This window comes from Chryseobacterium pennae (genome assembly GCF_003385515.1).
GTDB lineage: Bacteria > Bacteroidota > Bacteroidia > Flavobacteriales > Weeksellaceae > Chryseobacterium > Chryseobacterium pennae.
In genome coordinates this window covers 38,609-61,755 of record NZ_QNVT01000012.1, presented here as the reverse complement: position 1 = coordinate 61,755, position 23,147 = coordinate 38,609, and the positions used below count along the sequence as shown (strand labels likewise).

The 23,147-nt window shown below is 36.5% G+C and carries 24 protein-coding genes, 1 tRNA gene and 1 pseudogene; 15 read left to right on the top strand and 11 right to left on the bottom strand.

Annotated elements, in window-relative coordinates; translation table 11 throughout:
* Window positions 1-41: 41 nt before the first annotated feature.
* The 3 genes from DRF65_RS13715 to DRF65_RS28435 form a co-directional block, all read right to left on the bottom strand.
* Window positions 42-1,115: a DUF932 domain-containing protein gene (locus DRF65_RS13715; protein WP_115971329.1), complete on the bottom strand. Its 1,074-nt coding sequence runs from the start codon at window positions 1,113-1,115 to the stop codon at window positions 42-44.
* Between the two features lie 34 nt (window positions 1,116-1,149).
* Window positions 1,150-1,548, bottom strand: a complete 399-nt coding sequence (locus DRF65_RS13710) for a single-stranded DNA-binding protein (protein ID WP_115971328.1) — start codon at window positions 1,546-1,548, stop codon at window positions 1,150-1,152.
* A 185-nt stretch (window positions 1,549-1,733) separates the two neighbouring features.
* Complete coding sequence (locus DRF65_RS28435; protein WP_165852225.1) at window positions 1,734-1,910, bottom strand: hypothetical protein; 177 nt, start codon at window positions 1,908-1,910, stop codon at window positions 1,734-1,736.
* Between the two features lie 307 nt (window positions 1,911-2,217).
* Here DRF65_RS28435 and DRF65_RS13700 point away from each other — a divergent pair, with 307 nt between their 5' ends.
* The 5 genes from DRF65_RS13700 to DRF65_RS13680 all read left to right on the top strand — a co-directional run bounded on the left by DRF65_RS13700 (window position 2,218) and on the right by DRF65_RS13680 (window position 7,252).
* Window positions 2,218-3,732, top strand: coding sequence for a hypothetical protein (locus DRF65_RS13700; protein ID WP_115971326.1), 1,515 nt, complete (start codon window positions 2,218-2,220; stop codon window positions 3,730-3,732).
* 5 nt (window positions 3,733-3,737) lie between these two features.
* Entirely contained in the window at window positions 3,738-4,217 is a 480-nt protein-coding gene (locus DRF65_RS13695) for a hypothetical protein (RefSeq protein ID WP_115971325.1), read from the top strand.
* A 778-nt stretch (window positions 4,218-4,995) separates the two neighbouring features.
* Window positions 4,996-5,898, top strand: a complete 903-nt coding sequence (locus DRF65_RS13690; RefSeq protein ID WP_115971324.1) for a DUF6973 domain-containing protein — start codon at window positions 4,996-4,998, stop codon at window positions 5,896-5,898.
* 5 nt (window positions 5,899-5,903) lie between these two features.
* Window positions 5,904-6,227 carry a hypothetical protein gene (locus DRF65_RS13685; protein WP_123947343.1) on the top strand — a complete coding sequence of 108 codons (324 nt, stop codon included), beginning with the start codon at window positions 5,904-5,906 and terminating at the stop codon, window positions 6,225-6,227.
* A gap of 221 nt (window positions 6,228-6,448) precedes the next feature.
* Entirely contained in the window at window positions 6,449-7,252 is an 804-nt protein-coding gene (locus tag DRF65_RS13680) for a hypothetical protein (protein ID WP_115971322.1), read from the top strand.
* A gap of 271 nt (window positions 7,253-7,523) precedes the next feature.
* Here DRF65_RS13680 and DRF65_RS13675 read toward each other — a convergent pair whose 3' ends face one another.
* Together DRF65_RS13675 and DRF65_RS13670 are read right to left on the bottom strand one after the other, a co-directional pair.
* Complete coding sequence (locus tag DRF65_RS13675) at window positions 7,524-7,973, bottom strand: hypothetical protein (RefSeq protein ID WP_115971321.1); 450 nt, start codon at window positions 7,971-7,973, stop codon at window positions 7,524-7,526.
* Window positions 7,974-7,996: 23 nt separating this feature from the next.
* Window positions 7,997-8,602 carry a hypothetical protein gene (locus tag DRF65_RS13670; protein ID WP_115971320.1) on the bottom strand — a complete coding sequence of 202 codons (606 nt, stop codon included), beginning with the start codon at window positions 8,600-8,602 and terminating at the stop codon, window positions 7,997-7,999.
* Window positions 8,603-8,829: 227 nt separating this feature from the next.
* Here DRF65_RS13670 and DRF65_RS13665 point away from each other — a divergent pair, with 227 nt between their 5' ends.
* The 4 genes from DRF65_RS13665 to DRF65_RS13650 all read left to right on the top strand — a co-directional run bounded on the left by DRF65_RS13665 (window position 8,830) and on the right by DRF65_RS13650 (window position 12,904).
* Window positions 8,830-9,777 carry a hypothetical protein gene (locus DRF65_RS13665; protein ID WP_115971319.1) on the top strand — a complete coding sequence of 316 codons (948 nt, stop codon included), beginning with the start codon at window positions 8,830-8,832 and terminating at the stop codon, window positions 9,775-9,777.
* A gap of 143 nt (window positions 9,778-9,920) precedes the next feature.
* The gene (locus DRF65_RS13660) at window positions 9,921-10,805 is read left to right on the top strand and encodes a hypothetical protein (protein WP_123947342.1); all 885 of its coding nucleotides are present in this window, start codon (window positions 9,921-9,923) and stop codon (window positions 10,803-10,805) included.
* A 200-nt stretch (window positions 10,806-11,005) separates the two neighbouring features.
* The gene (locus tag DRF65_RS13655; RefSeq protein ID WP_115971317.1) at window positions 11,006-11,251 is read left to right on the top strand and encodes a hypothetical protein; all 246 of its coding nucleotides are present in this window, start codon (window positions 11,006-11,008) and stop codon (window positions 11,249-11,251) included.
* An 81-nt stretch (window positions 11,252-11,332) separates the two neighbouring features.
* Complete coding sequence (locus tag DRF65_RS13650) at window positions 11,333-12,904, top strand: recombinase family protein (RefSeq protein WP_115971316.1); 1,572 nt, start codon at window positions 11,333-11,335, stop codon at window positions 12,902-12,904.
* Here DRF65_RS13650 and DRF65_RS13645 read toward each other — a convergent pair.
* Window positions 12,870-12,943 (bottom strand) — tRNA-Arg (locus DRF65_RS13645). The genes DRF65_RS13650 and DRF65_RS13645 overlap by 35 nt on opposite strands.
* 59 nt (window positions 12,944-13,002) lie before the next feature.
* On the opposite strand from DRF65_RS13645, the gene DRF65_RS13640 reads away from it, so the two are divergent.
* From DRF65_RS13640 to DRF65_RS13630, 3 genes are read left to right on the top strand one after another with little or no spacing between them, the layout of a single operon-like run.
* Window positions 13,003-14,049, top strand: coding sequence for an ABC transporter substrate-binding protein (locus DRF65_RS13640; protein WP_165852224.1), 1,047 nt, complete (start codon window positions 13,003-13,005; stop codon window positions 14,047-14,049).
* A 45-nt stretch (window positions 14,050-14,094) separates the two neighbouring features.
* Entirely contained in the window at window positions 14,095-14,739 is a 645-nt protein-coding gene (gene mtgA / locus DRF65_RS13635) for a monofunctional biosynthetic peptidoglycan transglycosylase (protein ID WP_115971315.1), read from the top strand.
* 13 nt (window positions 14,740-14,752) lie between these two features.
* A complete protein-coding gene (locus DRF65_RS13630; protein ID WP_115971314.1) occupies window positions 14,753-16,792 on the top strand; it encodes a recombinase in 2,040 nt (679 codons plus the stop codon).
* Between the two features lie 69 nt (window positions 16,793-16,861).
* Here DRF65_RS13630 and DRF65_RS13625 read toward each other — a convergent pair whose 3' ends face one another.
* Window positions 16,862-17,050: a hypothetical protein gene (locus tag DRF65_RS13625; RefSeq protein ID WP_115971313.1), complete on the bottom strand. Its 189-nt coding sequence runs from the start codon at window positions 17,048-17,050 to the stop codon at window positions 16,862-16,864.
* A 103-nt stretch (window positions 17,051-17,153) separates the two neighbouring features.
* The gene (locus DRF65_RS13620; RefSeq protein WP_115971312.1) at window positions 17,154-18,080 is read right to left on the bottom strand and encodes a hypothetical protein; all 927 of its coding nucleotides are present in this window, start codon (window positions 18,078-18,080) and stop codon (window positions 17,154-17,156) included.
* A gap of 553 nt (window positions 18,081-18,633) precedes the next feature.
* On the opposite strand from DRF65_RS13620, the pseudogene DRF65_RS29155 reads away from it, so the two are divergent.
* The 3 genes and pseudogenes from DRF65_RS29155 to DRF65_RS13605 all read left to right on the top strand — a co-directional run.
* Window positions 18,634-18,989: pseudogene (locus DRF65_RS29155) on the top strand (recombinase); the annotation flags it as partial.
* 92 nt (window positions 18,990-19,081) lie between these two features.
* Window positions 19,082-19,531 carry a type VI secretion system amidase effector protein Tae4 gene (locus tag DRF65_RS13610; RefSeq protein WP_228438685.1) on the top strand — a complete coding sequence of 150 codons (450 nt, stop codon included), beginning with the start codon at window positions 19,082-19,084 and terminating at the stop codon, window positions 19,529-19,531.
* 12 nt (window positions 19,532-19,543) lie between these two features.
* A complete protein-coding gene (locus DRF65_RS13605) occupies window positions 19,544-20,020 on the top strand; it encodes a hypothetical protein (RefSeq protein ID WP_115971311.1) in 477 nt (158 codons plus the stop codon).
* Window positions 20,021-20,098: 78 nt separating this feature from the next.
* On the opposite strand, the gene DRF65_RS13600 is transcribed toward DRF65_RS13605, so the two are convergent.
* The 3 genes from DRF65_RS13600 to recF all read right to left on the bottom strand — a co-directional run bounded on the left by DRF65_RS13600 (window position 20,099) and on the right by recF (window position 23,146).
* Window positions 20,099-20,395: a hypothetical protein gene (locus tag DRF65_RS13600; RefSeq protein ID WP_115971310.1), complete on the bottom strand. Its 297-nt coding sequence runs from the start codon at window positions 20,393-20,395 to the stop codon at window positions 20,099-20,101.
* A 121-nt stretch (window positions 20,396-20,516) separates the two neighbouring features.
* Complete coding sequence (locus DRF65_RS13595; RefSeq protein ID WP_115971309.1) at window positions 20,517-21,998, bottom strand: carboxylesterase/lipase family protein; 1,482 nt, start codon at window positions 21,996-21,998, stop codon at window positions 20,517-20,519.
* A gap of 68 nt (window positions 21,999-22,066) precedes the next feature.
* Window positions 22,067-23,146: a DNA replication/repair protein RecF gene (gene recF / locus DRF65_RS13590; RefSeq protein WP_115971308.1), complete on the bottom strand. Its 1,080-nt coding sequence runs from the start codon at window positions 23,144-23,146 to the stop codon at window positions 22,067-22,069.
* Window position 23,147 lies beyond the last annotated feature (1 nt).

Genomic DNA, 23,147 nt, shown 5'->3' with positions numbered 1-23,147 from the left:
AGGTGGCAGGGCTGTACAGGACTGCCACCTTTGGTTAATGATTAATTCAATAGGAATATATCAGCCCCTGCTTTTTCAAATGCATTACAGAGGTTAAATGCTTCCTGTCCTTTTGCCTGAGCGGTTCCCCCCAGTACAATGCTTTTCAGTTTTGCTTCTGAATTTTTGTAGTTCCGTACATTCTGAAAATAGCCTGTGACCGCATTATACGCACCGAACAAAGTACCTTTTGTTGTTTCAAGCTGTTGGGTATCGTTCATCATGGCGTAGGCGAACGCATCGTCAACGGTATTTTTAAACATCGTGGAAAGTTCGTTTTCTGCACCTTTTTTCAGCAGGTTAAAGGTTTCCTTGTTAGGACATAATGCCAGTTGTAACAGTTTTCTGACTTCACTGTCTTTCACCCTGATACCTGCCCATCTGTTGAAAATACCATCCATCTGTGCTGTCAGGTTGTTTGCCAGTCCCATCACTTTGTGAGCGTCGTTCAGGCGTTGTTTTGCCCCTGCGGTATGCTTGATACGAACAACATTGCTCATGTTCCGCAACGATGCATTTAACGTATTCTGACAAACGATACGGATAGGGGTGAAGGCTGCCGTGATACTTCCGCTTCCATCGTGGCTAGTGGTCAGGAAGATATATTTCTCGATCACATCATCTGAATTGCCTATTCGGATATAGTTTGGAAGTTTGGCGGTAATAAATATGCGTTCTCCCTGTCCGAGTGCCCCTGCTGTTTCGTAGAGGATACCGCTTTCATTACCTACGATGGAATCAAAGAATGAAAAGGCATCTTTGTTCTGTACGATGTGATAATCTTTACCCACCACGCCTAATACCGTGTTGTTGTCAGTGCGGACATTGGCGAAGTAATCAGGTACTTCAATTTCAGTGTCCTGTATGACAATACCCTCCGACACCTGTATTATTCCTGAGCCTTTTGTATAAAGTGGTGATTTTTCGACTTCGTAGTCAAGCCCTGCGTGTTTGATCGCTTCGGCACTGGTAGGGTAGTCCTGCACGATCTGTCCTAGTCCGTGCCATGCTTTTTCCTTCACGCTGAAAAATGAGTATCTGCCTGTTCTATTGTTGAAATTTAGATTGTGTCCCATGACTTTAAGATTTAAAGATTAATTGATAAGGTGATTAGAAAGGAAGGTTGTCATCATCCCCAATTGCTACAGGCTCTTTATTCGTCTGTGCTGTTGTAGCCTGTACGGTTTGTGTTTCCTTCTTGCCAAATTTTCCGATCGGCTTGATTGCCATAACATGAAAATTGATTCCCGCTTTTGCTTCGCCATCTTTGTTGATCCATGCCCTTGCGGAGAGTTCTCCGTATAGTTCAACATAAAGTCCCTTTACAAGCCATGTTGATGCTTTCGCGGTTAACCAATAGGCACAGTCGATGAAAGTTGTGTGTTCCACACGGTTACCGTCCTTGTCTTTGTAGCTGTCATTGATAGCGATTGTGAAGTTTACCACTTCTTTACCTGTTGCTGTTGTGCTGACTTTTGCGTTTGCTGTCAGCGTTCCTGAAATGTTCATAACTTTTGTTTTTGAGTTGTTTTACAATCTTGTTACGTTTCCATTCCTTTCAGTCCTGCCCGAGCCGAGGCCCCTTAATCATTTTTTCAAAAGAAAAAAACAGAAAAAAAAGAAAGTAAATCGCAACGTAGGACAGGCCGCAAAAGGAAACGGAATAAAGGACGGCCATGTGCGGCTGCCTGTGTTTATGCCGTAGTCTTTTGCTGTTGGGTTGAGCGTCCGAAGTATCTTTGCTTTCCTTTTTTGTCTGTTTCTTTGAAAAATTGATTTCCATTCTTATTGATCCTAAAGAAGATATTAACCTGGGATTTCAGTCCGTAGGTAATTGAGAGATGCAATGGAGAGCAAGGTGCTGCCAGCATCTTTCAATTTTCTACATTTTGCCGTGGCAAGCCAAAGCTCTTTTACAGCTCTGGAAAGAGAACGGTGGTAAATGTGCTATGGCTTAGTGTTCATAGGAAGGAACAATGGATTTTTGCAAGAGATTATCGTCATAAACTTTAGGGCCAATAACTATTCGGTTTGTAGCGATATTTTCAATATTGAATGAAACTATATCTGTTTAAACCTTTACGCAACTTAGGTCGAATTAAAAAATGAAAATATTTCGGGACAATTAGACAAGTTGATCGTCTATATATAGAATATTGAAAACTAAATCTCAATTAAATGAAAAGAACTATTATTATCCTAATGTCAGCTTTCCTTTTGTCGTGTGAAAAGCAAAGCTTAAATGAAAATGCGGTTTCTGAAAAACCGGCTATCCAAGAATCGGGTTTATCGGTAAAGAACGCTCGGTTGTCTTTTAGAAGTGTTTCAGATGTTGACAAATTCTTTAACGACTATAAGAAGTCACCAGCAGCTGCAAAAGCTAAATTAAGATCTTTGGGGTTTGATAACCAAGCTGAAATTCATGTAAAAGCAAAAGCTACTGTAAGTACTACCTCTATTGAAACCCCAAGTGAATTAATTAGCAAAGAAGATCTTATCGAAGATCCGATCATGTCAGAAATTGTGAACCAGGATATGGAGGTCGAAGTTTCGGATATGGTTTATAAAATAACCCCCTATGGAACTTTATTTACACCTACCGAGAAATATGATGTACTTGAAAAGGTCGTTGAAGACTTTTCAATGGATGAATTGACAATGTATGATGAGATCAATAGTAAGGTTTACGAGAATCCAACTACAATAGATGGTTATTTTACATTAGAGGGAGAACAAGTGTTTTTATACGATACATATGAGGTTGTAAAAACGAGAGAGGAGGTATCCACGAGTACGAGTACGCCCCCTCCGGTAAATGATATAGTCAAAGTTGCTGCAACATCTAATATAAATAGTCCTGCAATTGGTAGCGGTGAATATTCAAGTCTGCCAGTAATAAAATATGGTAAACATACCTTCTTAGGGAAAATTTGGAGCGGTATATTTGGAGGCGCTAATAATGAGGTTTATACGGCCAATTTTAGTGATAAAAGGAGAATCAAAGTAAGTTTGTATAATAAAAATTATGTTGTACGGAAGGTACTCGGACTTAGTGTTAAAACACAGAAGAAAAACTGGATCGGCTGGTCTGGCACTGCTGCGGATGAAATCCGTCTTGGATGGGATGGTATTTCATTTACAATGGAAGATAAAGTGACACCAGCAAACCCGTGGGATGCACTCCGAAAATCAATTGAGCCGTACAGACCTTCTAAATTTAATTACAGTCCTGATTGGGATCCAACAGTAAGACCAACTCCCTTAACATATGAATTTGATTTGTTGCCAAATAGTGTTACTCTTGATCTGAGTAGAGGATTTCAACAGGCTACAAAACTTCTTTATGATCAGGCAAGAAGATATTTATATAAAAATGTACCAAAAAATGAAGTTTCAACGGTCGCTGTCTGGTTGAATAATGAGTTGAAAACACCAGTGGTCATTGCGGGACCTAATGAGATTTCTGCAACAAATAAAGAAGAACTTAAAATTGAGCTTGCTAGTTTTACTGATGTTGTATTCTCTTTCAGTATTGGTGCGGGCGGAAAGGTTAATTGGACGAAAACTGCTATAAACTCCGCGCAGGCAACAAATAATGCATCGAAAATTGTAATGCAGTTTGCTTCAATTTATGGTGTTGCTCGTTTTGATTCCAAGTGGATGGGCGCAGTCATTGAAAAAAGTGAAAATTAAAAAATATGATGAAAGTTGTTATTCTATTTATGCTAGGATTTTTTATATCTAGCGCGAGTGTCGCACAGGGACAGAAATATGCTTTTGTTGAAGCGGGAGGAACTAGCATATTTGCCGCAGTTAATTTTGATATGCGATTTAAAAAAGATGCAAGAGAAGGATTAGGTTTTAGGGCAGGTGTAGGAAATACCTTTGGCGTTTTTGATAGTGAGCTTGTCAAAGATGTTGTTGTTTTTCCGGTGGGGGTCAACTATGTCTATGGAAGCAAAAAGAGTTCGTTGGTTGTTGGTTTTAATACTTCTATAGTTTTAGTAAAGAATAGAAATGGATCGGAGTCTCCATTTATTATATCGCCCGAGATAGGATATCGTTATCGCCCATATGAGAAAGGAATCGCTTTTCATGCGAGCTATGTTCCACTGTTCAATACGGCTGATGGTACAATGCCTGTCTGGTTAGGTGTTGGTGTTGGTTATTCATGGTAATTAATTCTGGACCTTAATCTTATCAAGCAAAAAAAAGTAATTTACAGCTGCTGTAAACGGCTAAAATGAAGTGGCTCAGCACTGGATACTTTCCATAAAATTGGCTATTAAATATTAAATATGTATAACGCTCTAAGTTTACCACTTAGAGCGTTTTTTGTAAATTGATTGGATCACTTAAGGTTTCTGCGTGAGTGATAGTAGCGGCATCCTTTTGCCCTGCAAAAGATATAGCGTATAGCACGACCCATCTGAGATGAGGTGGGGAAGTGGGGGCAGATGGGGCACGCCCATAATGTTAACTCATTCTTGTTTAACCGTCATCTATTAAAGGTTTTATAAGAGATGGTATAAAGGTAATTATTAACTGGTGAAATCATTTTCCGTTTTGTCGGGACAATTTTACTCTTCAGCCGTCATATGTATAGATACAATTAAATTATTTTGTAAATATTACTTAACGACGATGAAAAAAAACTATTACGTTATAGCTCTGCTTATCCTTTTGCTTGGGTTTCAGGGCTGTAAAAAAGATGCTGTCAATTCTACTGATAATTAGGTAAGCCCTAATCTGTCCCTGAAAGCTGCATTTGACAGGCAGTATGCCGAAAGCGGATTTAAATCCCAGGAGAGGAGTTTTAATGAAAATTTCAGAACAGAGATTCTATGGGACAATACCATATTCAAAGCAACAGATACCGCAATTGTAAAGGTAAAATTACTGGATGATGTTAAAGTTTATACCAATGATTCCATTCCCGTAAATCTGGCTGAAAATTTGATCGTTAAGGCTACAAAGAACAGCAAAGGAGAGTGGATATTTGTAAAGGTTGTTTATCTTCCAGAGCATGGAAAAGATCTACCCTTCGGATTTACGGGCAGGATAATATCAGAAGGTTATTTTGATAATAATTATATGGTGGCAAAATATCTTGGTGGACAGAGCTATTTTGCTACCTTCAATTCAGATAATACATGGTTTAATCGAAACCTTGGTAGTAAATTGAGAGCAGGAGGATTGCCCGGTGATCCGCGATGTACGGAGGAAGAAGAAGGTGAAACGGTAGTCGCCTATGTTAACGGTCAGGTAAATTCACTATGGCATAAGCCCAAATCAGCAACCCCTGCGGTATGTTCCGATGATCCGCCGATAACTTATCCCGGAGGAACAGGTGCAGGTGGTTCTCATGATATAAATGCGCTTACAAATGCAGAAGCAGAACTGCTTGCAAAAATGGAAGCTGATTATAAAAAGCGGATGAGTGAGGAGGAGAAAAAAATATTTGAAAAGATGTCACCATACGAAAGATTAAAATATTTAATGAATGCAAAAGATGCTGAAGTGAAAGCAGCACAGCATTTTCCGAATTCTCTGGAAAATGGAAAAGGAGATGCATTTAGGCATGCATTTTTTTCAGCTCTAAACAGAACGATGTTCGGAGTCGATCAAGCTAAGTTATTGGGCGATGCTCACGAGAACATTCCACAGAATCCATTGAACAAACAAATGGATCTCCACAATAATGAAATAGGCAGAGCTTACGATGTCTATACGGCTAATATGACCGCCGAAATGTATGTTCTGGAGATGGTAAACTCGGGTAAACTTGTATACCTAGGTCCTTTGGGTACCAATAGTATCATAATGCCATACACTAAATTAATTCCAAGTAACCAATAGATGACATGAGAACACTATTTTTTATTCTATTTATCGGGATGATGTTTATTTCCTGCAACAGTGATAACCGAGGATTGTTTGTGATAACTGATTTTAGCAAAGACTCCACATTTCAGGTGAAAACGAAAAGCAGTTCCCCTACAACTTTATGGTTGTATGTTAAAGGCACAACCAATGATACGATCATGCTCAATCATGTGAAGACAAAGGTAAATCCGGGAAAAGTAGATTCTCTACAGATGGATAACTATTATCCGGAGTTCTCCATTCAATTTAAGCCTCTAAAAGCAACACAAGGTAAGATTGAAGTTGAATATTATGTGCCTTAGAACTTAGATTAGCTATATCATTTTGTGTAGAGAGCTTACTTTTTTTCAAAATAACAAAGATTATTCTTAAATGGCTGGTACAGTATGGTCCTAGACATTTTGTTTTTAGATGAAGAGTATTTTTTTGTTTATTGTAATAGTATTTTTTACATGTGTTATATCCCTATTATCTTCTATCAGCATAAAAAAAGATATTATTTTTACCATTAAACACCAATATAATGCCACATAAATATTCTGATTTACAAAGAATAGAATGGTTAAGTAACCTAAATCCAAATTTTAAAAACCAGATCTGGCATGATGATATCGTCTATCTGCCAGATGATCTCATCTATAAAAAGTACTTTAGGCGAGAGGGAACCGTTAAGAAAAAGATTAACCCCTCCAAAATTTGCGGAATAGAGTATGCCTATGCTTATAACTGTCCAATTTATAAGCCAGAAGGTTGGACTTATCATTGGCTTGAATTTTTTACCAACCTAATGAGGCTTGACTGGGTGATCGATAATTTTCCAACAAAAGAGAAAGTGATCAATCATATCCATCACAACGCCGAGACCAAGACTGTCATGCAGTTTGGTGACCATTATTTTACCACAGGCGGTCAACATCGGCTCTGTCTAGCAAAGTATCTCGAGCTTGACGAGGTTGAAGTGGACGTGGAAAGTTATGTTTTCGACCGTAGACGTTTTCAGCGGGAGAGGCGTTTTGAGAAGCTGGTGCCAGCACTTTTTGAAGTAGGGCTTTTAGGTAGCTGGTTTGAAAATAATCCAGACATTGATTTTACTGCTCTTGATTTCGGAAGGGATACGGTATACATAAAAAAGGATAAGGTCGAATATTTGCTTAGAAGAATGCAAGAGCTTAAGCGATTTCCTTACCGTGGTATAGCAAATAGCTTAAAGGCAATGAATATAGAAAGTTATAACCGAAATCACATAGACTCAGACGAGCATCTGTTTCTGTTGGATCCTTACCTCTTAAAACATAATAAAAGTATTCTGTCCAAAATTTTAGTCTGAGCACCATTCCTAATGAGAATTATAGTCTACTAATCAGGGAACAAGAAAACCGCGGGTAAATTTTATGAATCTATTAACATTCCTGTTGAGAAGGATTTACTACTTTGCAGCACGAAATAATTTTTTTTCATCATTTGTGTTTTTTATCTCCGGCCTTGTCCGGGGATTTTACGTTTAGGGCATGTTAAACTGAATCCTATTTGGATATACATTTTATAAAATTAACGTCCGATTTTAAATCAACCGGACGTTAATAATTATTTGAGGCAGCTTAATGATCGGGACTTAACTCCTGAATTTTTGTTTTTAACCATCTGGTCAGATCTGCTTTTCTTTCTTCGATGGGTATTACATTTTCGTCCAGAAATGATGAATAATAGACATTAGGAAAACTTTCAAAAACAGCAAAGCTGTTGTTTCTGATGAATTCCAGATTTTGTTCCTCATGTTTTTTTAATATATCGAGTATTTCGCCAACCAACCCGTCGCTTAGTTCGGAATTAAACTTAATGTGTGTCCTCGCTATCTGTGAGACTACGGCTTTGTTATTATCTGTTCTCAGGATTTTACGAGACCAATTGTATTGAAGACAGACTACACCACTGTTAATGCCAGTAAGTTCCATCCCTGTTTCCGATTCCATCACAAACCTGCCATCCTGTGTATTTTCGTAATCAAGATGGTAGTACGTGATCGCGTATTGTTCTTCTTTAAATTGCATAAAAAATAGAAATTAACTATCAATTACCGTCTTGGAATCTGCCATGAAGCATCCCATTCGACCTGCTTGGTACGTTCTATGGTGTTTAAGTTATAAACAACATAATTTGCATAACCCCTCCATTTTCCTATAAGCCCCTCCATCCATCTTGTGACACCGAAGAGACTTCGTACCACCTTTTTGTTGCCATAAAAATCTACAGGATTACCCACGTATTCAGATTGGTAATATGAGCCCGCATCTTCCATATATTTTCCAACTAAAAAAATTCGGGCACCAGGTATTGTCCATACAGGAAGCCCTTCATCTGGTATCGAGATGTCTATCTCAGTTGTATAATTTGCCTTTTTTGAAATACCATCACTCACTGGCTGTTTAAGCCGCATAGTCTTTTTTGTTCCATCGGACATTGTGTGTATTTCCTGTCCCTTTGTGTAGTCCATCTCAATTTTATCCGGCAGGGTGTTAAAGAAGGAATCAATAGCACGGTCTATAACTTTCTGGTCGATCTGTGCATTCTTTGTTAGCTTCTGTGCAAGTTCATCTGCCTGCTGTTGCGTTACATCTTCCTTCGAGCAGGAAAACAATATTGCCAGGAAGGCAATAATTAGAAATAGGTTCCTTCTCATAATCTGAAAATCTGTTTAGTTTATATTTCTGTAACACAAGAAAAAGCAAATTGTTTTTATCCATGTAATGAAAAATTCCGTAAATTATTGAAGGAATTATGACAATGCTGAAAGAGAATCATAGCATAATTTTTATTTGAATAGATACTTAGGTTTTAGTAGTATCTGACGTTTGATTTCCTTTGAATATAGACCAAGTTTAACATTTATAAATAAATCAAATTATTATGGAAAAAGATTTCATACGTAACCTTCTTGCGGGGCATGGAGGATTCAATTTTCAGGACGCATGTGAACGATATCTGATCGTTAAATATGGAAAGGAATTTGTACCAATCACAAAAAATGGTAACGAAGGAGATGGTGGCAGGGATGGATATTGTTATGACACTGGAGAGTATTTTGCCATCTCGTCGAGAGCACATGTTGCTGCGAAAATCAGATCGGATTTTGCCAGCTGTATGTCTTACGAGCATCCGGTGAGTATGTTTACTTTTATCACCAACCGTGGTATAAGACCTAAGGATAGTTTAGTCCTTGATGAATTAAAAAGAGATAATCCGGGAATAGAGATCGGTATACTAAGACATGTAGAAATTGCGGTAGAAATGACTACCATGTCCAGCGAACAGATTGAATACATCCTTGGTCAGCCTTTACCTTATCGTAGGGATAAAACAGTCTATTTTAAAATTGGCAAATTTATCGGTCCATTTTCTATTTCGCAATCTGTAAAAGATTCTATGCATGCATATTTATTAATGGCAACCAGTTGCCTGATATTGGGTTTCACTTTCTTTTACTTTACAACAGACTGGGCGAGAACGATCTGTTTTACCACTCTGTTTGGCTTGATGTTCCTATATATGCATCTAAATAAAGATAGCATCAAAAAATATAAATATGCCCATAAAATCCTTTATCTGGTACTAAGTGAGAAACTACCTGTGGGAGGGGAAGTGCTGTTGAGCGGAGAATCTCATATAACTGTTCGTAGAAATGAAAAATGGAATTTCACGATCAATGAAAGATATTGTGAATGCATAAGAACTGGATGTACAGGTCATGTTCTTTTACATAAATCGCCCGAAGGAACATTTATGGGTAGATGTGATAAGGATAAGATTAATCATACTTACAATGTAGATAGTAATTTTTATGGTAATATGAATTGATATTGGGTTGTATTAAAAAATTTCATTTTTTTATTACGCAAAATGACTGCGGAGAACATGGTTTACTTTGTAGTCAGTTACTGTTCAGTTAGCTTAAGCAGTAATTTTTAAAATATTGAAAGAATAATATAAAAAAGAAAAATATGACTTTTAATCAATGCGCACTCACTAGATATCCATTGTATCCCGAAAATTTTTTCCCTATCACCGGAACATTCGTTGAATATGAAAACGACGTTGTTGGTCGTGTAAAAATATCGTTGTCGGTCTATGAGGAACTCTTAAATGGTGAATTTGAAAACTATCTTATTGCTGGAATATGCAAGGAAAGGACTTTAAAAGGGGAAGATCCTATTTTAATCACAAGCGATTTTATACGAGGAGGCTATAAATTATTAAATCCACCAACAGAGTTTGAAGAAAAATGCAATCATTTTCTAAAGTATATGTATCTGGATGGAGGAAAAGAGAACCGAGAATTTGAATTTTATTCAACCAAGCACTTTGCTCTTGCCTATGCCGATCCGGAAGAACTTCACAGGATTATAGATCAGCTGGTTCAGGATCGTAGTATAGAGGTCAGGAAAATTCATAATTTGTCGCAAAGAAGATATCTATATCAGGGAGTAAAGGTTTCCAACAGTGGTAAAGAATTAGCAAAAAAAGAGCTCCCAAAAATGCCTATGTTTGGCCTTGTCAGTCAGGAAATAACAACAGGAGATACTGAGGTTGATAAAAAGATAAATCATGCTAGGAAACTGTTTTTCGATGAACCACAAACAATGGATGGAATGCGTTCAGCTTGTGAAACATTGAGTTATGTGCTTGAACCGTTACGGGGAGATCTTTCCTCAGTTTTCACATCAGGTGATGTTTCCGATTTTTTCAAGCTTGTAAATACTTTTGATATTCGACATAACAAAGAATCAACAAAAGATCTGAAACATCCAGAACAATTGGAATGGGTATTTTATACCTTACTAAATTCTATAAACACGTATACTAAACTTAAAAACAAAGGAATTTAAATTAAGGTAATTCGTAATGATAAAATCAAGATGGCTGGAGCATTATTGTTCCGGCCATTTCCTTTTTAAGCCAAAAATCGTCTGTTGAAGTTATTGTATAGTTTCAGTTTCGGAAAATATAGGCTATAATCGGTATATGTTAGTCAATAAGGAACTTTGCCGTTATAATCTGCATAATTTTCAGATCAGAAAATTACCGCATGATGGCCAAAAGGAGAACGAATCGAAACAGTAAACTGAATAAATCTGGATCTAGGTCAGAAGGGCTTGGGCTGGAGCATTTTGTGAAACTGGATGAATTTTCTCAAGAACAATCTATGCAGATGCTTAAGGATGCTGGCTTGGATGTTGGAGAGGAGGAAGCAGCAAAGATAATGGAGTTTTTATATCTTTTTGCAAAGATAACTATTAAAGAAATTTTCACTCCCGATGAAAACTTTTTGTAATTTTGTGTATTCTAAAATTTTAATAATCAATTAATTGCTTTCGGTTTTTTGATTATGTTTCCAATTTAAATCCGTTGTGTTATGATAGCAGACTTATATATCCGGGTATCTACGGACGAACAGGCAGATAAAGGGTATTCTCAGAGAGATCAAGAAGAGCGGTTACGTCTTCATTGCAGCAGGTTGGGTTTAACAATTGACCGAGTGATACTCGAAGATCATTCTGCTAAGAATTTTGACCGTCCTGAATGGAAAAAATATCTTCAAAGCTTCAAAAGAAGCAGAGGCTACCGTGAAGAGAGATTATTACTTTTTACTAAATGGGACAGATTTAGTCGAAATACCGCAGAGGCTTATCAAATGATCAGTCAACTGAAAAATAATAATATAATCCCTCAGGCAATTGAACAGCCTCTTGATCTAAGTATTCCAGAAAATAAGGTGCTACTTGCTATTTATCTGTCTACACCAGAGGTGGAGAACGATAGGAGAGCGATAAATGTAACCAATGGGATGAGACGTGCAATCAGGGAGGGTAGGATGATGGGAATTGCTCCCTATGGTTACATCAATAAGTGCACTGAGGATGGGCGAAAGTATGTAGCAGTCAAGGAACCCGAAGCTTCAAACATAATTTGGGCATTTAATCAGGTAGCTAAAGGTCATCTTCCGACGGAAATCGTTAGAAAGGAGATGAATAAACGTGAAGGCAAGGATATTTCAAGTAATGCGTTCATGGTAGCCATGAGAAATGTTGTTTATTGTGGCAAGATACTCTTACGGGCCTATAAAAATGAAGAGGATCAAATTGTGAATGGCAAACATGCACCGTTGATCACAGAGGAACTGTTTATGAAAGTTCAGCATGTCTTAAAAAAGAAGGGTACAAAAGATCTTAGATTGCCAGGAGGAAGGATAATTAATGAAGATAGGTATCCACTCCGTGGTTTAATGCTTTGTCCAAAATGTGGGAAGAATATAACAGGAAGCAGCTCAAAGGGCAAAACAAAACATTATTATTACTACCACTGTACCTCGGCCTGTGGATTTAGGCATCATTCTGACGTAGTTAATGAGCTATTTGTAGAGGAATTATCAAAGTATGATTTTCCGATGGGAATCATCAAAATATTACAAGAGGTGATTGTTAGAAATACTAAATCTACTTCGGAAAATTTTGAGGATGATCGGGCTGCAGTAACCAAAAGAAGAAATGAACTTAATGAAAGGATCAGCAAAGCCAGAGATATGTATCTCTCGGACAAGATTGATGAAGATGATTTCAGGGATATAAAGAATAGATATAAAGGAGAGCTGGACGATCTGGATTATAAACTAAGTGTTTTAACAGCTTCGGAAAAAAAAGAGGGTATAGAACAGAAAATATCAAAGGCTCTAAATGCGGTTAACAATATTTCAGAACGCTATAAAAATGCCGGTACGATAGACAAAAGGGCTCTTGTGAGTTTGATTTACCCTGAAAAGATAATATTCGATGGAGAGCATTTTCAAACACCCAAAATCAATTCTTTCTTGGAAAGTATATTGTTGATTAGAAGGGAATTAGCAAGACAAAAAAAGGGGGATCAAAATTCTAAAAATCTTAATCCCCGTCTTGTGACCTCGACAGGATTCAAACCTGTAACCTTCTGAGCCGTAATCAGATGCGCTATTCAGTTGCGCCACGAGGCCGTTTGTTATCTTGTTGTTTAACGGTTGCAAATATACCACTTTTTTCCGTTCTTTGGAAGATGAAACAGAAAATTTTACTTTTATTTACGGTATTTTCGCTAATTGCCTGTAAAAGAGAATCAAAAATTTCGTCCTCAGATTGGACAAATATCTCAAATCGCACCCAATACAAGGAGCAAGACGGAAGCTTGGAGCTTAAATCAGGAAATTTTACCTATAATTTCAAGCAAAATCAGACTCCTTTTAAGAAAATCATCCTTCTTAATGCAAGTATGGCAGGGTATATTTCAGAGCTTGGAGCAGAAAATTTAATCATTGGTGTATCAAGTCCGGAATATATCTATTCAGAAAAGATCCAGAATCTGATTAAAGAAGGAAAGATTCAGAATGTGGGAAGTGATCAGAAGTATGATGTAGAGAAAATTATTTCCATGAAACCGGATGCAATCTTCACCAATTATATTGCAAGTTTTGATAATGCTTACCAACTTTTGAAAAACAATGGAATTCAGGTCATATTTCTAGATGAATATATGGAACAGCAGCCATTGCAAAAAACGGCTTACATTAAACTGTTTGGAGAACTTTTCGCAAAGGAAAAAGAAGCTGAAGCTAAGTATCAGGAAGTGGAGAAAAACTACAATGATCTGAAGAAACTTGCCCTGACCACAAAAGAGAAACCTGTTGTCCTTGCCAATGAAATGTATGGGGATGTATGGTATCTTCCGGGTGGAAATACTTCTGTAGCTCACTATATCGCTGATGCCAATGCTACTTATATTATGAAAGATAATAAAGATGAAAAGGCATTAACGATGAGCTTTGAGGAAGTGTATGCCAAAGCAGGAGGCGTTCAGTACTGGGTAAATGCAGGAAATCACACTTCAAAAAAAGAAATGCTGAAGATGAATCCTTTTTACGGAAAACTGAATGTCTTCAACAAAGGAAAACTCTATACAATGGCTGGAAAAGAGCGACAGAAAGCCAATGATTTCTTTGAAAGCGGGGTCGTAAGAGCAGATCTGATCCTTAAAGATTATATTAAAATCTTCCATCCTGAACTTTTACCGGATTATCAGCTTACTTATATGAAAGAATTGCAGTAACTCGGACTATTTTTGCTTATTTTTGCCTTTCCTTTTTATAAAGTTATGTGGAAAAGAATTAAACAGTTTATTTTCATCGTTCTTGTATTGAACGTAGTTTTCATCATTTGGGGACGATTTTTCAATCCACCCATTACCCTTACCCAGATCGGAGGTCTTTTTGAGTACGGAAAATTACACAGAGACTATATTTCCTATGATGAAATGGGAAGTAATGTGAAAAAGGCAGTGATCGCTTCTGAGGATCAGAAATTTTTCGATCATAACGGCTTCGATTATACAGCCATCGAAAAGGCAATGAAGCATAATGAACAGGGGAAAAAAATAAGAGGGGGAAGTACCATTTCACAGCAGACCGCAAAGAATGTTTTTCTTTGGCAGGGCCGAAGTTGGGTAAGAAAAGGACTGGAAGCCGTTTATACTTTCATTATTGAGAAAGTATGGAGTAAAGATATTATACTTGAAAGATACCTGAATTCCATTGAAATGGGGCAGGGAGTATTTGGTGTAGAAGCAGCAGCTCAATATTATTTCGGTAAAGCATCCAAGGATCTAAGTGCTTCAGATGCAGCCTGGATTGCTGCTGTACTGCCGAATCCAAAGAAATATGATCCAAAGAATCCATCCCCTTATTTAAGAAAGAAACATAATTGGATTATGAGACAGATGAGGAATGTGAGTTTGAAATAGTATCTTTGTACTAATGAAATTTTTTAATTCCAGCACAAATTTTGAGTCAGTTCTTAAAAAATACTTTTCTTTTAAGAACGAAACCCTTTCTTTGGAACCCTTTGCAGAGCTGTTAGAGAGTGTAAAAAGGGCAGACTTTACAGATGTGCTCAATTTTCTCAGAAGTAATCCGAATTTTGCGGAAAACTTTAAGCACTATATTCACAATATTTTTAAAGGAAGACCATTCAACCTGTCTTTGACGGAAGCCAATATTCTTTCTGAAAATGCCTTCTTTCCGGAACTTAAAAAAAGAATCCTGAATAAGGTTCTGCCACCCGTAGAAAATGAAAAGACAGTGTGGTATATGATTGACAATGTAAGTCTCAGACCTAAAAAAGATTTAGCATACCTGCACAACCTTCCCGAAAATGAGATTGATGAATTCCTGAATCTTATGGGTGCTTCAGATTTTATCATTAAGCCTAATGTAAAAAAAGAACTGATTTTCTCTATGAATATTCTTTCATGGAGGGTGACCGGAATGGCGATGGAAGTGGAAGTAGTAAGAATGGCTCCCCAGTACAGAAACCTGGACAACCCGTTTTTGGCTCTTCAGAATGAATTGGAAGCATTGGCAGATGACCTTGTTAAGGATCCTGAGTTACAACTGCATTCCAAAGACAGCAGGTATAAGCAGATCAAGATCTATGCAGAGCAATGTCAGGAGTTTGTGAATATAGCCTTTAAAAATTCTGCCAAATATGGTATTTCAGGGAAGATCAATCAGTCATTGCTAAAGATCCGCCAGCAAACCGAAAGAATTTATGAGATTGTACAGCTGTTGGTAATAGACAATGATGAAGATGTTTTGTTAAAGTCAAAGCAATTGGTTTTTAATATCTTAAACTATAAATCTCACAAGAATAATATTGCGGATCTTATCAACGACAGTACAAGACTGATTTCTCACCTTATCACCAATCATACGGCAGAAGCCGGAACTCACTATATTACTTCTACCAGAAAAGAATATATGACCATGTTCTACAAGGCGAGTGGAGGGGGAATTATTGTTGGAGCACTCTGTGTTCTGAAAATGCTGTACGGATACATTCCCGGAAGTGATTTCTCGCATGCATTCCTATATTCAATGAACTATGCGATGGGATTCATCATGATTTATCTTATGGGATTCACACTGGCAACAAAACAGCCGGCTATGACTGCTGCCACGATGACCAAAGTATTATCTGAAGAGGGGAATAGCCAAAGAAACAATACCGAATTTGCCCATTTAGTATCGAAATTATTCCGAAGTCAGTTTATTGCCTTTGTAGGAAACGTTTTACTGGCGTTTCCGGTAGCGCTGGCCATTATTTATGGATTGGATGTGTTTTTCTCTCAAAATCTCGCTGTTGACCGGTCAGATAAATTATTAAAAGACCTTGACCCTTTTAAGTCCAAAGCAATTCTTCACGCAAGTATTGCAGGTTTTTATCTTTTCATTTCAGGAATTATTTCAGGGAATATCGGAAACAACTCTGTATTCTACCAGATTCCGGAAAGAATTGCTAAAAATCTTTCTATCAGAAGCTTTTTCGGTAAAAAATTTGCTAAAGGATTATCTAAATATTATGCTAAAAACTGGCCGGGAATTGTTTCCAATTTCTGGTTCGGGGTTTTCCTTGGAGCTACGGCTCCTGTAGGCCTATTCTTTGGACTGGATCTTGATATCAGACACATTACTTTTGCTGCCGGAAACTTTGCATTAGGGCTTTACGGAAAAGATTTCTCTGTAGACTCGTACACATTCTGGATGTCCTTTTTCACTGTATTTTTAATAGGATTCTTTAACTTCTTGGTGAGTTTCAGTTTATCTATGTTCCTGGCGTTTAGATCAAGAAAAATGAACTTTGGACAGGTAAGTGAAATCTATAAGGAAATTTTCAAATATTTTGTAAAACACCCGCTAAAATTCTTCCTGCCATTAAGTTCGGGGTTAGATAAAAGAGCAGATGATTTGATGAGCAGTACGATTTCTCATAAATCGGAAAAATCAGAAGAACATTAATCACACTTAATTTAAAAATAGCAAAGCGGAACTTCAATTAGAAATTCCGCTTTGTTATTTTTTGAAAGGTTATTTGTTTTTATTAGAAAGACGTGAACTCTCAAATTTGGCAATAAAATTCTCCCAAATCCAATCTGGAAATATTTTTGGCATTTCGGTTTTAAAAGCTTCTGTTTCTGCCGAACCGATACCTTCTCCATTCATCCAATATAATAATACTCGTTGCCAATGATTAAATACACGTGCTTCAAATGCCATTTGGGTATAACCATTATAATCCAAATCCAAATTATTCAATTCGTAGTCACTTACACTCACATAATAGAGTGACTTGTATATAATATCCGGCTTTATAATAAAGTCAGTCTAATTTCTGGGCATTGCCTTTAATGATAATTTTATCTTCGTTTTTATTAAAATAAAACACCTCCCTTATGACCCAGGACCAGCTGTCTGTATTACTTTTCCAAAGATATTCGTTCAGAATCTGGGATATAAAAAAGGGATCCAGAAAGTTCATTTTTTCTTTCATATCCAGTTGGGTATCATTCAGGATATCTTCATAGGAAGGGTATTCTGTAAGGTTTTCAAATAATTCCAGGGCATAATTCTCGCTCACAAGCAGATCATCTGCGATTAATTCATTCAGCAGCTCTGTATATTTAGGTTGTATTCTTTCATTAAAATCATTCAATTCAATGTTGAGTTCAAATTGATATATTTCTTTATCTTCAGAATATTTTTTGTAATAAAACTCATCATATAAGATATCACCGGAATGAATTTCCTGATCTTGAATAAATATCTTTATAGGATTTAATATTTTATCCGGCATAGGATATTTTTGAGCAGGTATAGGTTCTTCAGTATAATAAAGCGGATTGAAATACTCTTGGGGTACTAATTTCTCAGTTTTTAAAATATTTCTGATTTCTTCAGCCGGCAGATCTGTTACAATCACAGGATCTTCCAGAGTCAGCAACACCGAATCTGACTGATATATTAAGATTGCTTTATAGGAGTTGTTAATCACAATCCCTTTTTCTCCTGTCTCTCGATCTACACTAATTAAGTTTTTGCCTTCCCAATACAGATATTCATTATATTCTGTATCAAAAAGGAGTTCTACGGAATAAGTATACATTTTCTTCCTGTGATTAACATGAAAACGGGGGAAGCAATACTCTAATAAATGAGGTAACCCAGCCTGTTGTAATGATTCTTTGAATTTTTTTATATGCAGTTTCTCTGCATCAAGGATCTGTTGTTTAATGTCTTCGAAGTTCATGGTTTGTTTTTACTGTTGTTGCTTTAGTTTTGATACTCCTGTTTAATTCTTCAATATGCTGTTAATAGGATTGAACCATGAAATATCATCCGGATAAATTTACATTATTTAGCATTCTCTATTTTGCTTTTAAGAAAAATAAAAATTTAAACAGATTGTATTGATATATCTTCTAATTTTAGGATTGAGCCATCTAGTAAAGTAGGAATACTACTTTTAAAGCATGAAATGTAAAGGGTTCAAAGCTGTTTTATGATCTGGATGAAGCAATAAAAGCATTGAAACTCCGAATGAAATATATGTAACCCTATGCTTTATCAGCAACATAATCGCATACCCTTACTTCCTCAAAATAAAGCAGGGCGATTAATCAGCTTTGTGCTAATTTTTATTTTTTGAAACGGAGTAATTATAAACATCTTTTAATCAGTACTAATTATGTGTGATTTGTAGAATGTGTTCAATAAGGGGTGGGCTTTAGCCCGCCCAAATAATAAAAATAATCCATTGGCTTTAGCCAAAAATATATACCGTCAATTTGTAAAATAGGCGGGAGAGAATTGCCAAAAATATTTCTATCAGAATTTTTTTTTGGAAGAAATTTGCAAAAGGACTATCAAAATATTATGCTAAAAACTGGCTTGGAATTGTTTCCTATTTCTGGTTCGCGATGTTCCTAGGGCTACAGAACCCGTAGGATTGTTCTTTGGGCTTGACTTGGACATCAGAGACATTACCTTTGCTGCAGAAAACTTTGCGCTAGGGCTTTATGGAAAAAACTTTTCAGTAGATTCCTACACGTTTTGGATGTCCTTTTTTACCGTATTTCTATTAGGGTTCTTTAACTTCCTGGTAAGCCTCAGTCTATCGATGTTCCTAGCCTTCAGGTCAAGGAAAATGAATTTTGGGTAGGTGAGTGAGATCTATAAGAAAAATTTCTGGGATTTTTTATGAAATAATTTTTCCTTTTACTGTGAACTAAATATTATTTGTTAATTTGGATGAAAAATTATTTCGATATGGTAAGATTTGATATTCTATGGAAAAACCATCCCGGAACCTTTAAGCCATGCAATGTTGTCGAATTTCCGAATCAATGTGCAATACGCATGAGCGAAGCATTTAGCAAATCAGGAGTAGACCTAATCTCTTTTTCAGGAGCAAGATGCTGGGAAAAACATGAAAATAAGTTTAGACACATCTTAAGAGCTCAGGAGCTGGCAGATTGGATAGATAAACATCCTGAAATTTTTGGAAACACTCTAAAATTTTCAAGAAAAAAATATTCTAAAATGAATAGTAAAAGTTTTAAGCATAAAGGATTAATTTTCATAAAGGATGGATGGGGAGCTACGGATCATATTGATTTATGGGATGGAATCTCTTTAAGAGCAGGATCTGTAGATTATTTATCTTTGGGTATTGAAATATGGTTTTGGCCATTAATTTAAATTCTTTTTGATATGAGAGCAACAATTTATATTTCTATCATAATTTTTTGTTTGCAAGCCTGCAGGGAGAAAAAAGAAACTTTGAAAGAAACTCATAAAACTGTAACAACTGATACAGCAAAAATTAATGGAGTTTTACTTGAACTAATAGATGATAATGGAGTAGGTAAATTAAAAGCTATATCAGGTAAGTATAGGTTGTCCGGAAGTGTAAAAATTAAGTCTCCTTGTTATTTTTTAAGGAACAAGGGAAAAGTTATGTCGTATGCATATCCACAATTCAATGTTCAGGAAACTATCGTCATATTAGGGGATACTAAAAAGGAGAGCTTAAATAAAATTTTCGGAACTGAAATTCAAGGTATTTTATTTAAGAATGACAGTATAAAAATTGTTGGAACTTTAAAAAATTACAGTCCGATTAATCTAGAAACTGGAGTCGATGAAAAAGATTATTGGGGGTTTGCCTCTGGGACATATAAAAATTAGATGTCAATATATTTGAATGTAAAGCACAATGTATTTAATAGAATTGAATGAGTATTTCAGGTATATTGATACTGTATTTTAAAGTATCTGCAGATCATCAAATTTATCCTCACCAAATTTATCCTGAAACTTCTTCAGATAAAAACTTTTCCGCATTTTAAAATCATTCTTCAATAAAGGAGAATCTATTTTAATAATGATGCATTTCTTTTCAATGTTCACACTTCTTATTTCATTGAAAAGACTCTGGTCAAGATAATCTTCAAGAAAATCTTTAATGTCAAAAGCCACAAGCTTATCTTCAAAACCATAGATTCTTGCAAAAGATTTTACAAGTTCTGATGACTGAAATTCACGTTTTTTATTCTTCTTCATAGGTAGGTTTTCGATTGCCAGTTTCTCTTATATAAATGCAACCCATCAATTTTATAAATGGTGTTTTAAAATACTATGGTTATTCTCAATAAATACTCAATTTATTCTTAATGTCAATAGATTATCTGACCCCATCCCATGCAGAACGCTCATCAGCCCTGTCATCAACAGTAATTTGTGATACAACATCAAAACGCATGGATATACGGTTATCTGTATCATAAGTATCCCAGCCAGGATTGCCGTTCGTCGCAAAATCCACCCATGCTTTATGAACAGTGTCAGCCAATTGTTGTGGAGGATGATTACCTAGCATATTGGAAAAACCGGGATTAGTTAGATTATCAAATACAAAGGCAAGTTCAATACCATGACAGGCACCAAGTAAATTGTCACATGCAGGGGAGCTCCATGAAAACTCATATACATGTGTATTGCTGTGTTTTTCTGCAATGCGCAATGCAGGGATACGGTAAAACCAATCTGTAATAATAGCGCTTAGTGTATCACCAGGAGAACTGTCGGGGCGATTAGTCCGGTAGGTTTGAATAGCTTCTGCGGATAATCCATAGGCAGCAGCGGCAGTATCCAGAGCGGAATCTGTAATTTTTGGTAGGATACCATCAGGAACAAGAAATAATCTAAATTCCTGGCTGTTGGTACCAATAAGGATATCTACCTCTTTACCGGAACCATTGGCAATACATTCTATAGGGGAGGCGGTTAATAAATGGCCATCAATTACCGGTTCAAAAGGCATTAAGTTGAATGCTGCTTCACCCCATAACTCCATTGAAGGTTTTGCCATAATTTCGGATCCTAATTGTCCCTGTGCTGCAAAGACCTTTTCAAGACTTACTTCTCCAATGGCTTCTCGTGTTGGTGCAACGCCAAGTATTTCTGCTAGTCTTGTACCAATAAGCTTTGCGGATGAAGGGCTAATTACAGAATGTCCTGCTCCTGATTCAGCAATTGCCCGTCGAAATAAACCCTGCGCTTCTTTTATAGCAAGTAGTGTACAGACACTCATTCCACCAGCAGATTCACCAAAAATAGTAACATTATCAGGATCGCCGCCAAAGTTGGCAATATTGTCCCGAACCCACTTTAGAGCAGCAATTTGGTCCAGTATACCAAGATTGGGTACCCCATCTCCAAACCATAAAAATCCTTCAATACCTATTCTGTAGTTGATGGTAACTAAAACAACACCATCCCGTGCAAAACTACTGCCATCATAACCTGGGACAGCTCCTGATCCAAGAACAAAAGCTCCTCCATAAATAAAAACCATAACCGGTTTTTTTTCAGCGGTATCTGAAGTCCAGATGTTAAGATTCAAATAATCGTCCCCTGGAATTACAACATTAGGTAATAATTCAGCAAATGGTCCGGTATTAGGTGTTAACTGAGGTGGAGTAGGCCCATATTCTGTTGCGTTTTTTATTCCGGCCCAAGGTATAGGAGGAGTAGGAGGTTGAAAGCGGTTTGCTCCAATAGGTGGAGCTGCATACGGAATACCTTTAAATGTTAGGATGCCTTTCTCTGTTTTAATGCCACTAACGTCTCCATACTGAGTAGTAACTGTGTGTAATGTTTCCATAATAATTGTAAAAAAGTATACTACAAGTTAGAAATATTTGGGTAAATTAAAGAAAATAAAGAGATTAATTATATCTCAAAGATGATGCTTTCCTCATTAATCTTCTTTACCACACTTTCAGTTCTTTCTCTATGTGTATCTGTAATAAAAATCTGGCCAAAACTTTCTTTATTAACAAGCTCAATCAATTGTGCAACTCTGGTGTCATCAAGCTTATCAAAGATATCATCTAACAAAAGAATAGGCGTTTTTTTGGTAAGTTCTTTGACAAGGCTTATCTGAGCAAGCTTTAAAGAAATCAGAAAAGATTTTTGTTGTCCCTGTGAACCTATTTTCTTAATTAAAATATGATCCATTTCAAAGAGAAGATCATCTTTGTGTATTCCTTTTGAAGTATAAGTCAACATGCGGTCCTTTTCAAGGCTTTCTTTTAAAAGTACTTCAAAGGTATTTTCCAATAAGTGAGATTCGTAGATGACAGAAACCGTTTCTTTTCCACCCGAAATAATCTGATAAAAATTCTGAACAATAGGATTTAATTGTTCAACAAACACTTTTCTTTTATTGAAGATTTTGGTTCCGGATCTGGTGATCGGTTCATCATAAATTTCCAGTGAATCTTTATCCCAGGTCCTGTTTTTAGCAAAGTATTTCAGTAAAGCATTTCTTTGCTGTATTGTTTTCTGATACTGGATCAGGTCAAAAAGATATTCAGAATCTGTTTGGGAGATCATAGCATCCAGAAACTTTCTTCTGCTTTCTCCGGAATCAGAAATAAGGTTGGAATCATAAGGTGAAATCATAACACTTGGGAGATATCCGATATGATCTGCAAGCCTGTCATAGCTTTTATCATTCTTTTTAATCACCTTCTTAGCTTCCTTAGGCTGAGTGATTCTAATGATATCTTCACTGTCTTCATTCTGGATCTCAGCATCAAGGGTGAAAAAATCTTCCTCTTTTTTGATGTTGTTGAGATCCGTATTTCCCAAAAAGCTTTTCCCAACTGATAAATAATGAAGGGCATCGAGGATATTGGTTTTTCCCACACCGTTATTACCCACAAAACAGTTGATCTGTGGGGAGAATTCAAACTTTTTCTCAGAATGGTTTTTGAAGTTGTATAGTGAAAGCTTCTTGATAATCATT

Excerpts from the sequence above, each read along its gene's own strand:
- DRF65_RS28435 (WP_165852225.1), bottom strand. The coding sequence starts at position 1,910 with ATGCTGGCAGCACCTTGCTCTCCATTGCATCTCTCAATTACCTACGGA.
- DRF65_RS13595 (WP_115971309.1), bottom strand. The coding sequence starts at position 21,998 with ATGGAAACATTACACACAGTTACTACTCAGTATGGAGACGTTAGTGGC.
- mtgA (WP_115971315.1), top strand. The coding sequence starts at position 14,095 with ATGTGGAAAAGAATTAAACAGTTTATTTTCATCGTTCTTGTATTGAAC.
- DRF65_RS13655 (WP_115971317.1), top strand. The coding sequence starts at position 11,006 with ATGATGGCCAAAAGGAGAACGAATCGAAACAGTAAACTGAATAAATCT.
- DRF65_RS13665 (WP_115971319.1), top strand. The coding sequence starts at position 8,830 with ATGGAAAAAGATTTCATACGTAACCTTCTTGCGGGGCATGGAGGATTC.
- DRF65_RS13710 (WP_115971328.1), bottom strand. The coding sequence starts at position 1,548 with ATGAACATTTCAGGAACGCTGACAGCAAACGCAAAAGTCAGCACAACA.
- DRF65_RS13610 (WP_228438685.1), top strand. The coding sequence starts at position 19,082 with ATGAAAAATTATTTCGATATGGTAAGATTTGATATTCTATGGAAAAAC.
- DRF65_RS13660 (WP_123947342.1), top strand. The coding sequence starts at position 9,921 with ATGACTTTTAATCAATGCGCACTCACTAGATATCCATTGTATCCCGAA.
- DRF65_RS13605 (WP_115971311.1), top strand. The coding sequence starts at position 19,544 with ATGAGAGCAACAATTTATATTTCTATCATAATTTTTTGTTTGCAAGCC.
- DRF65_RS13640 (WP_165852224.1), top strand. The coding sequence starts at position 13,003 with ATGAAACAGAAAATTTTACTTTTATTTACGGTATTTTCGCTAATTGCC.
- DRF65_RS13630 (WP_115971314.1), top strand. The coding sequence starts at position 14,753 with ATGAAATTTTTTAATTCCAGCACAAATTTTGAGTCAGTTCTTAAAAAA.
- DRF65_RS13700 (WP_115971326.1), top strand. The coding sequence starts at position 2,218 with ATGAAAAGAACTATTATTATCCTAATGTCAGCTTTCCTTTTGTCGTGT.
- recF (WP_115971308.1), bottom strand. The coding sequence starts at position 23,146 with ATGATTATCAAGAAGCTTTCACTATACAACTTCAAAAACCATTCTGAG.
- DRF65_RS13680 (WP_115971322.1), top strand. The coding sequence starts at position 6,449 with ATGCCACATAAATATTCTGATTTACAAAGAATAGAATGGTTAAGTAAC.
- DRF65_RS13715 (WP_115971329.1), bottom strand. The coding sequence starts at position 1,115 with ATGGGACACAATCTAAATTTCAACAATAGAACAGGCAGATACTCATTT.
- DRF65_RS13600 (WP_115971310.1), bottom strand. The coding sequence starts at position 20,395 with ATGAAGAAGAATAAAAAACGTGAATTTCAGTCATCAGAACTTGTAAAA.
- DRF65_RS13670 (WP_115971320.1), bottom strand. The coding sequence starts at position 8,602 with ATGAGAAGGAACCTATTTCTAATTATTGCCTTCCTGGCAATATTGTTT.
- DRF65_RS13620 (WP_115971312.1), bottom strand. The coding sequence starts at position 18,080 with ATGAACTTCGAAGACATTAAACAACAGATCCTTGATGCAGAGAAACTG.
- DRF65_RS13650 (WP_115971316.1), top strand. The coding sequence starts at position 11,333 with ATGATAGCAGACTTATATATCCGGGTATCTACGGACGAACAGGCAGAT.
- DRF65_RS13625 (WP_115971313.1), bottom strand. The coding sequence starts at position 17,050 with ATGGCATTTGAAGCACGTGTATTTAATCATTGGCAACGAGTATTATTA.
- DRF65_RS13685 (WP_123947343.1), top strand. The coding sequence starts at position 5,904 with ATGAGAACACTATTTTTTATTCTATTTATCGGGATGATGTTTATTTCC.
- DRF65_RS13675 (WP_115971321.1), bottom strand. The coding sequence starts at position 7,973 with ATGCAATTTAAAGAAGAACAATACGCGATCACGTACTACCATCTTGAT.
- DRF65_RS13695 (WP_115971325.1), top strand. The coding sequence starts at position 3,738 with ATGATGAAAGTTGTTATTCTATTTATGCTAGGATTTTTTATATCTAGC.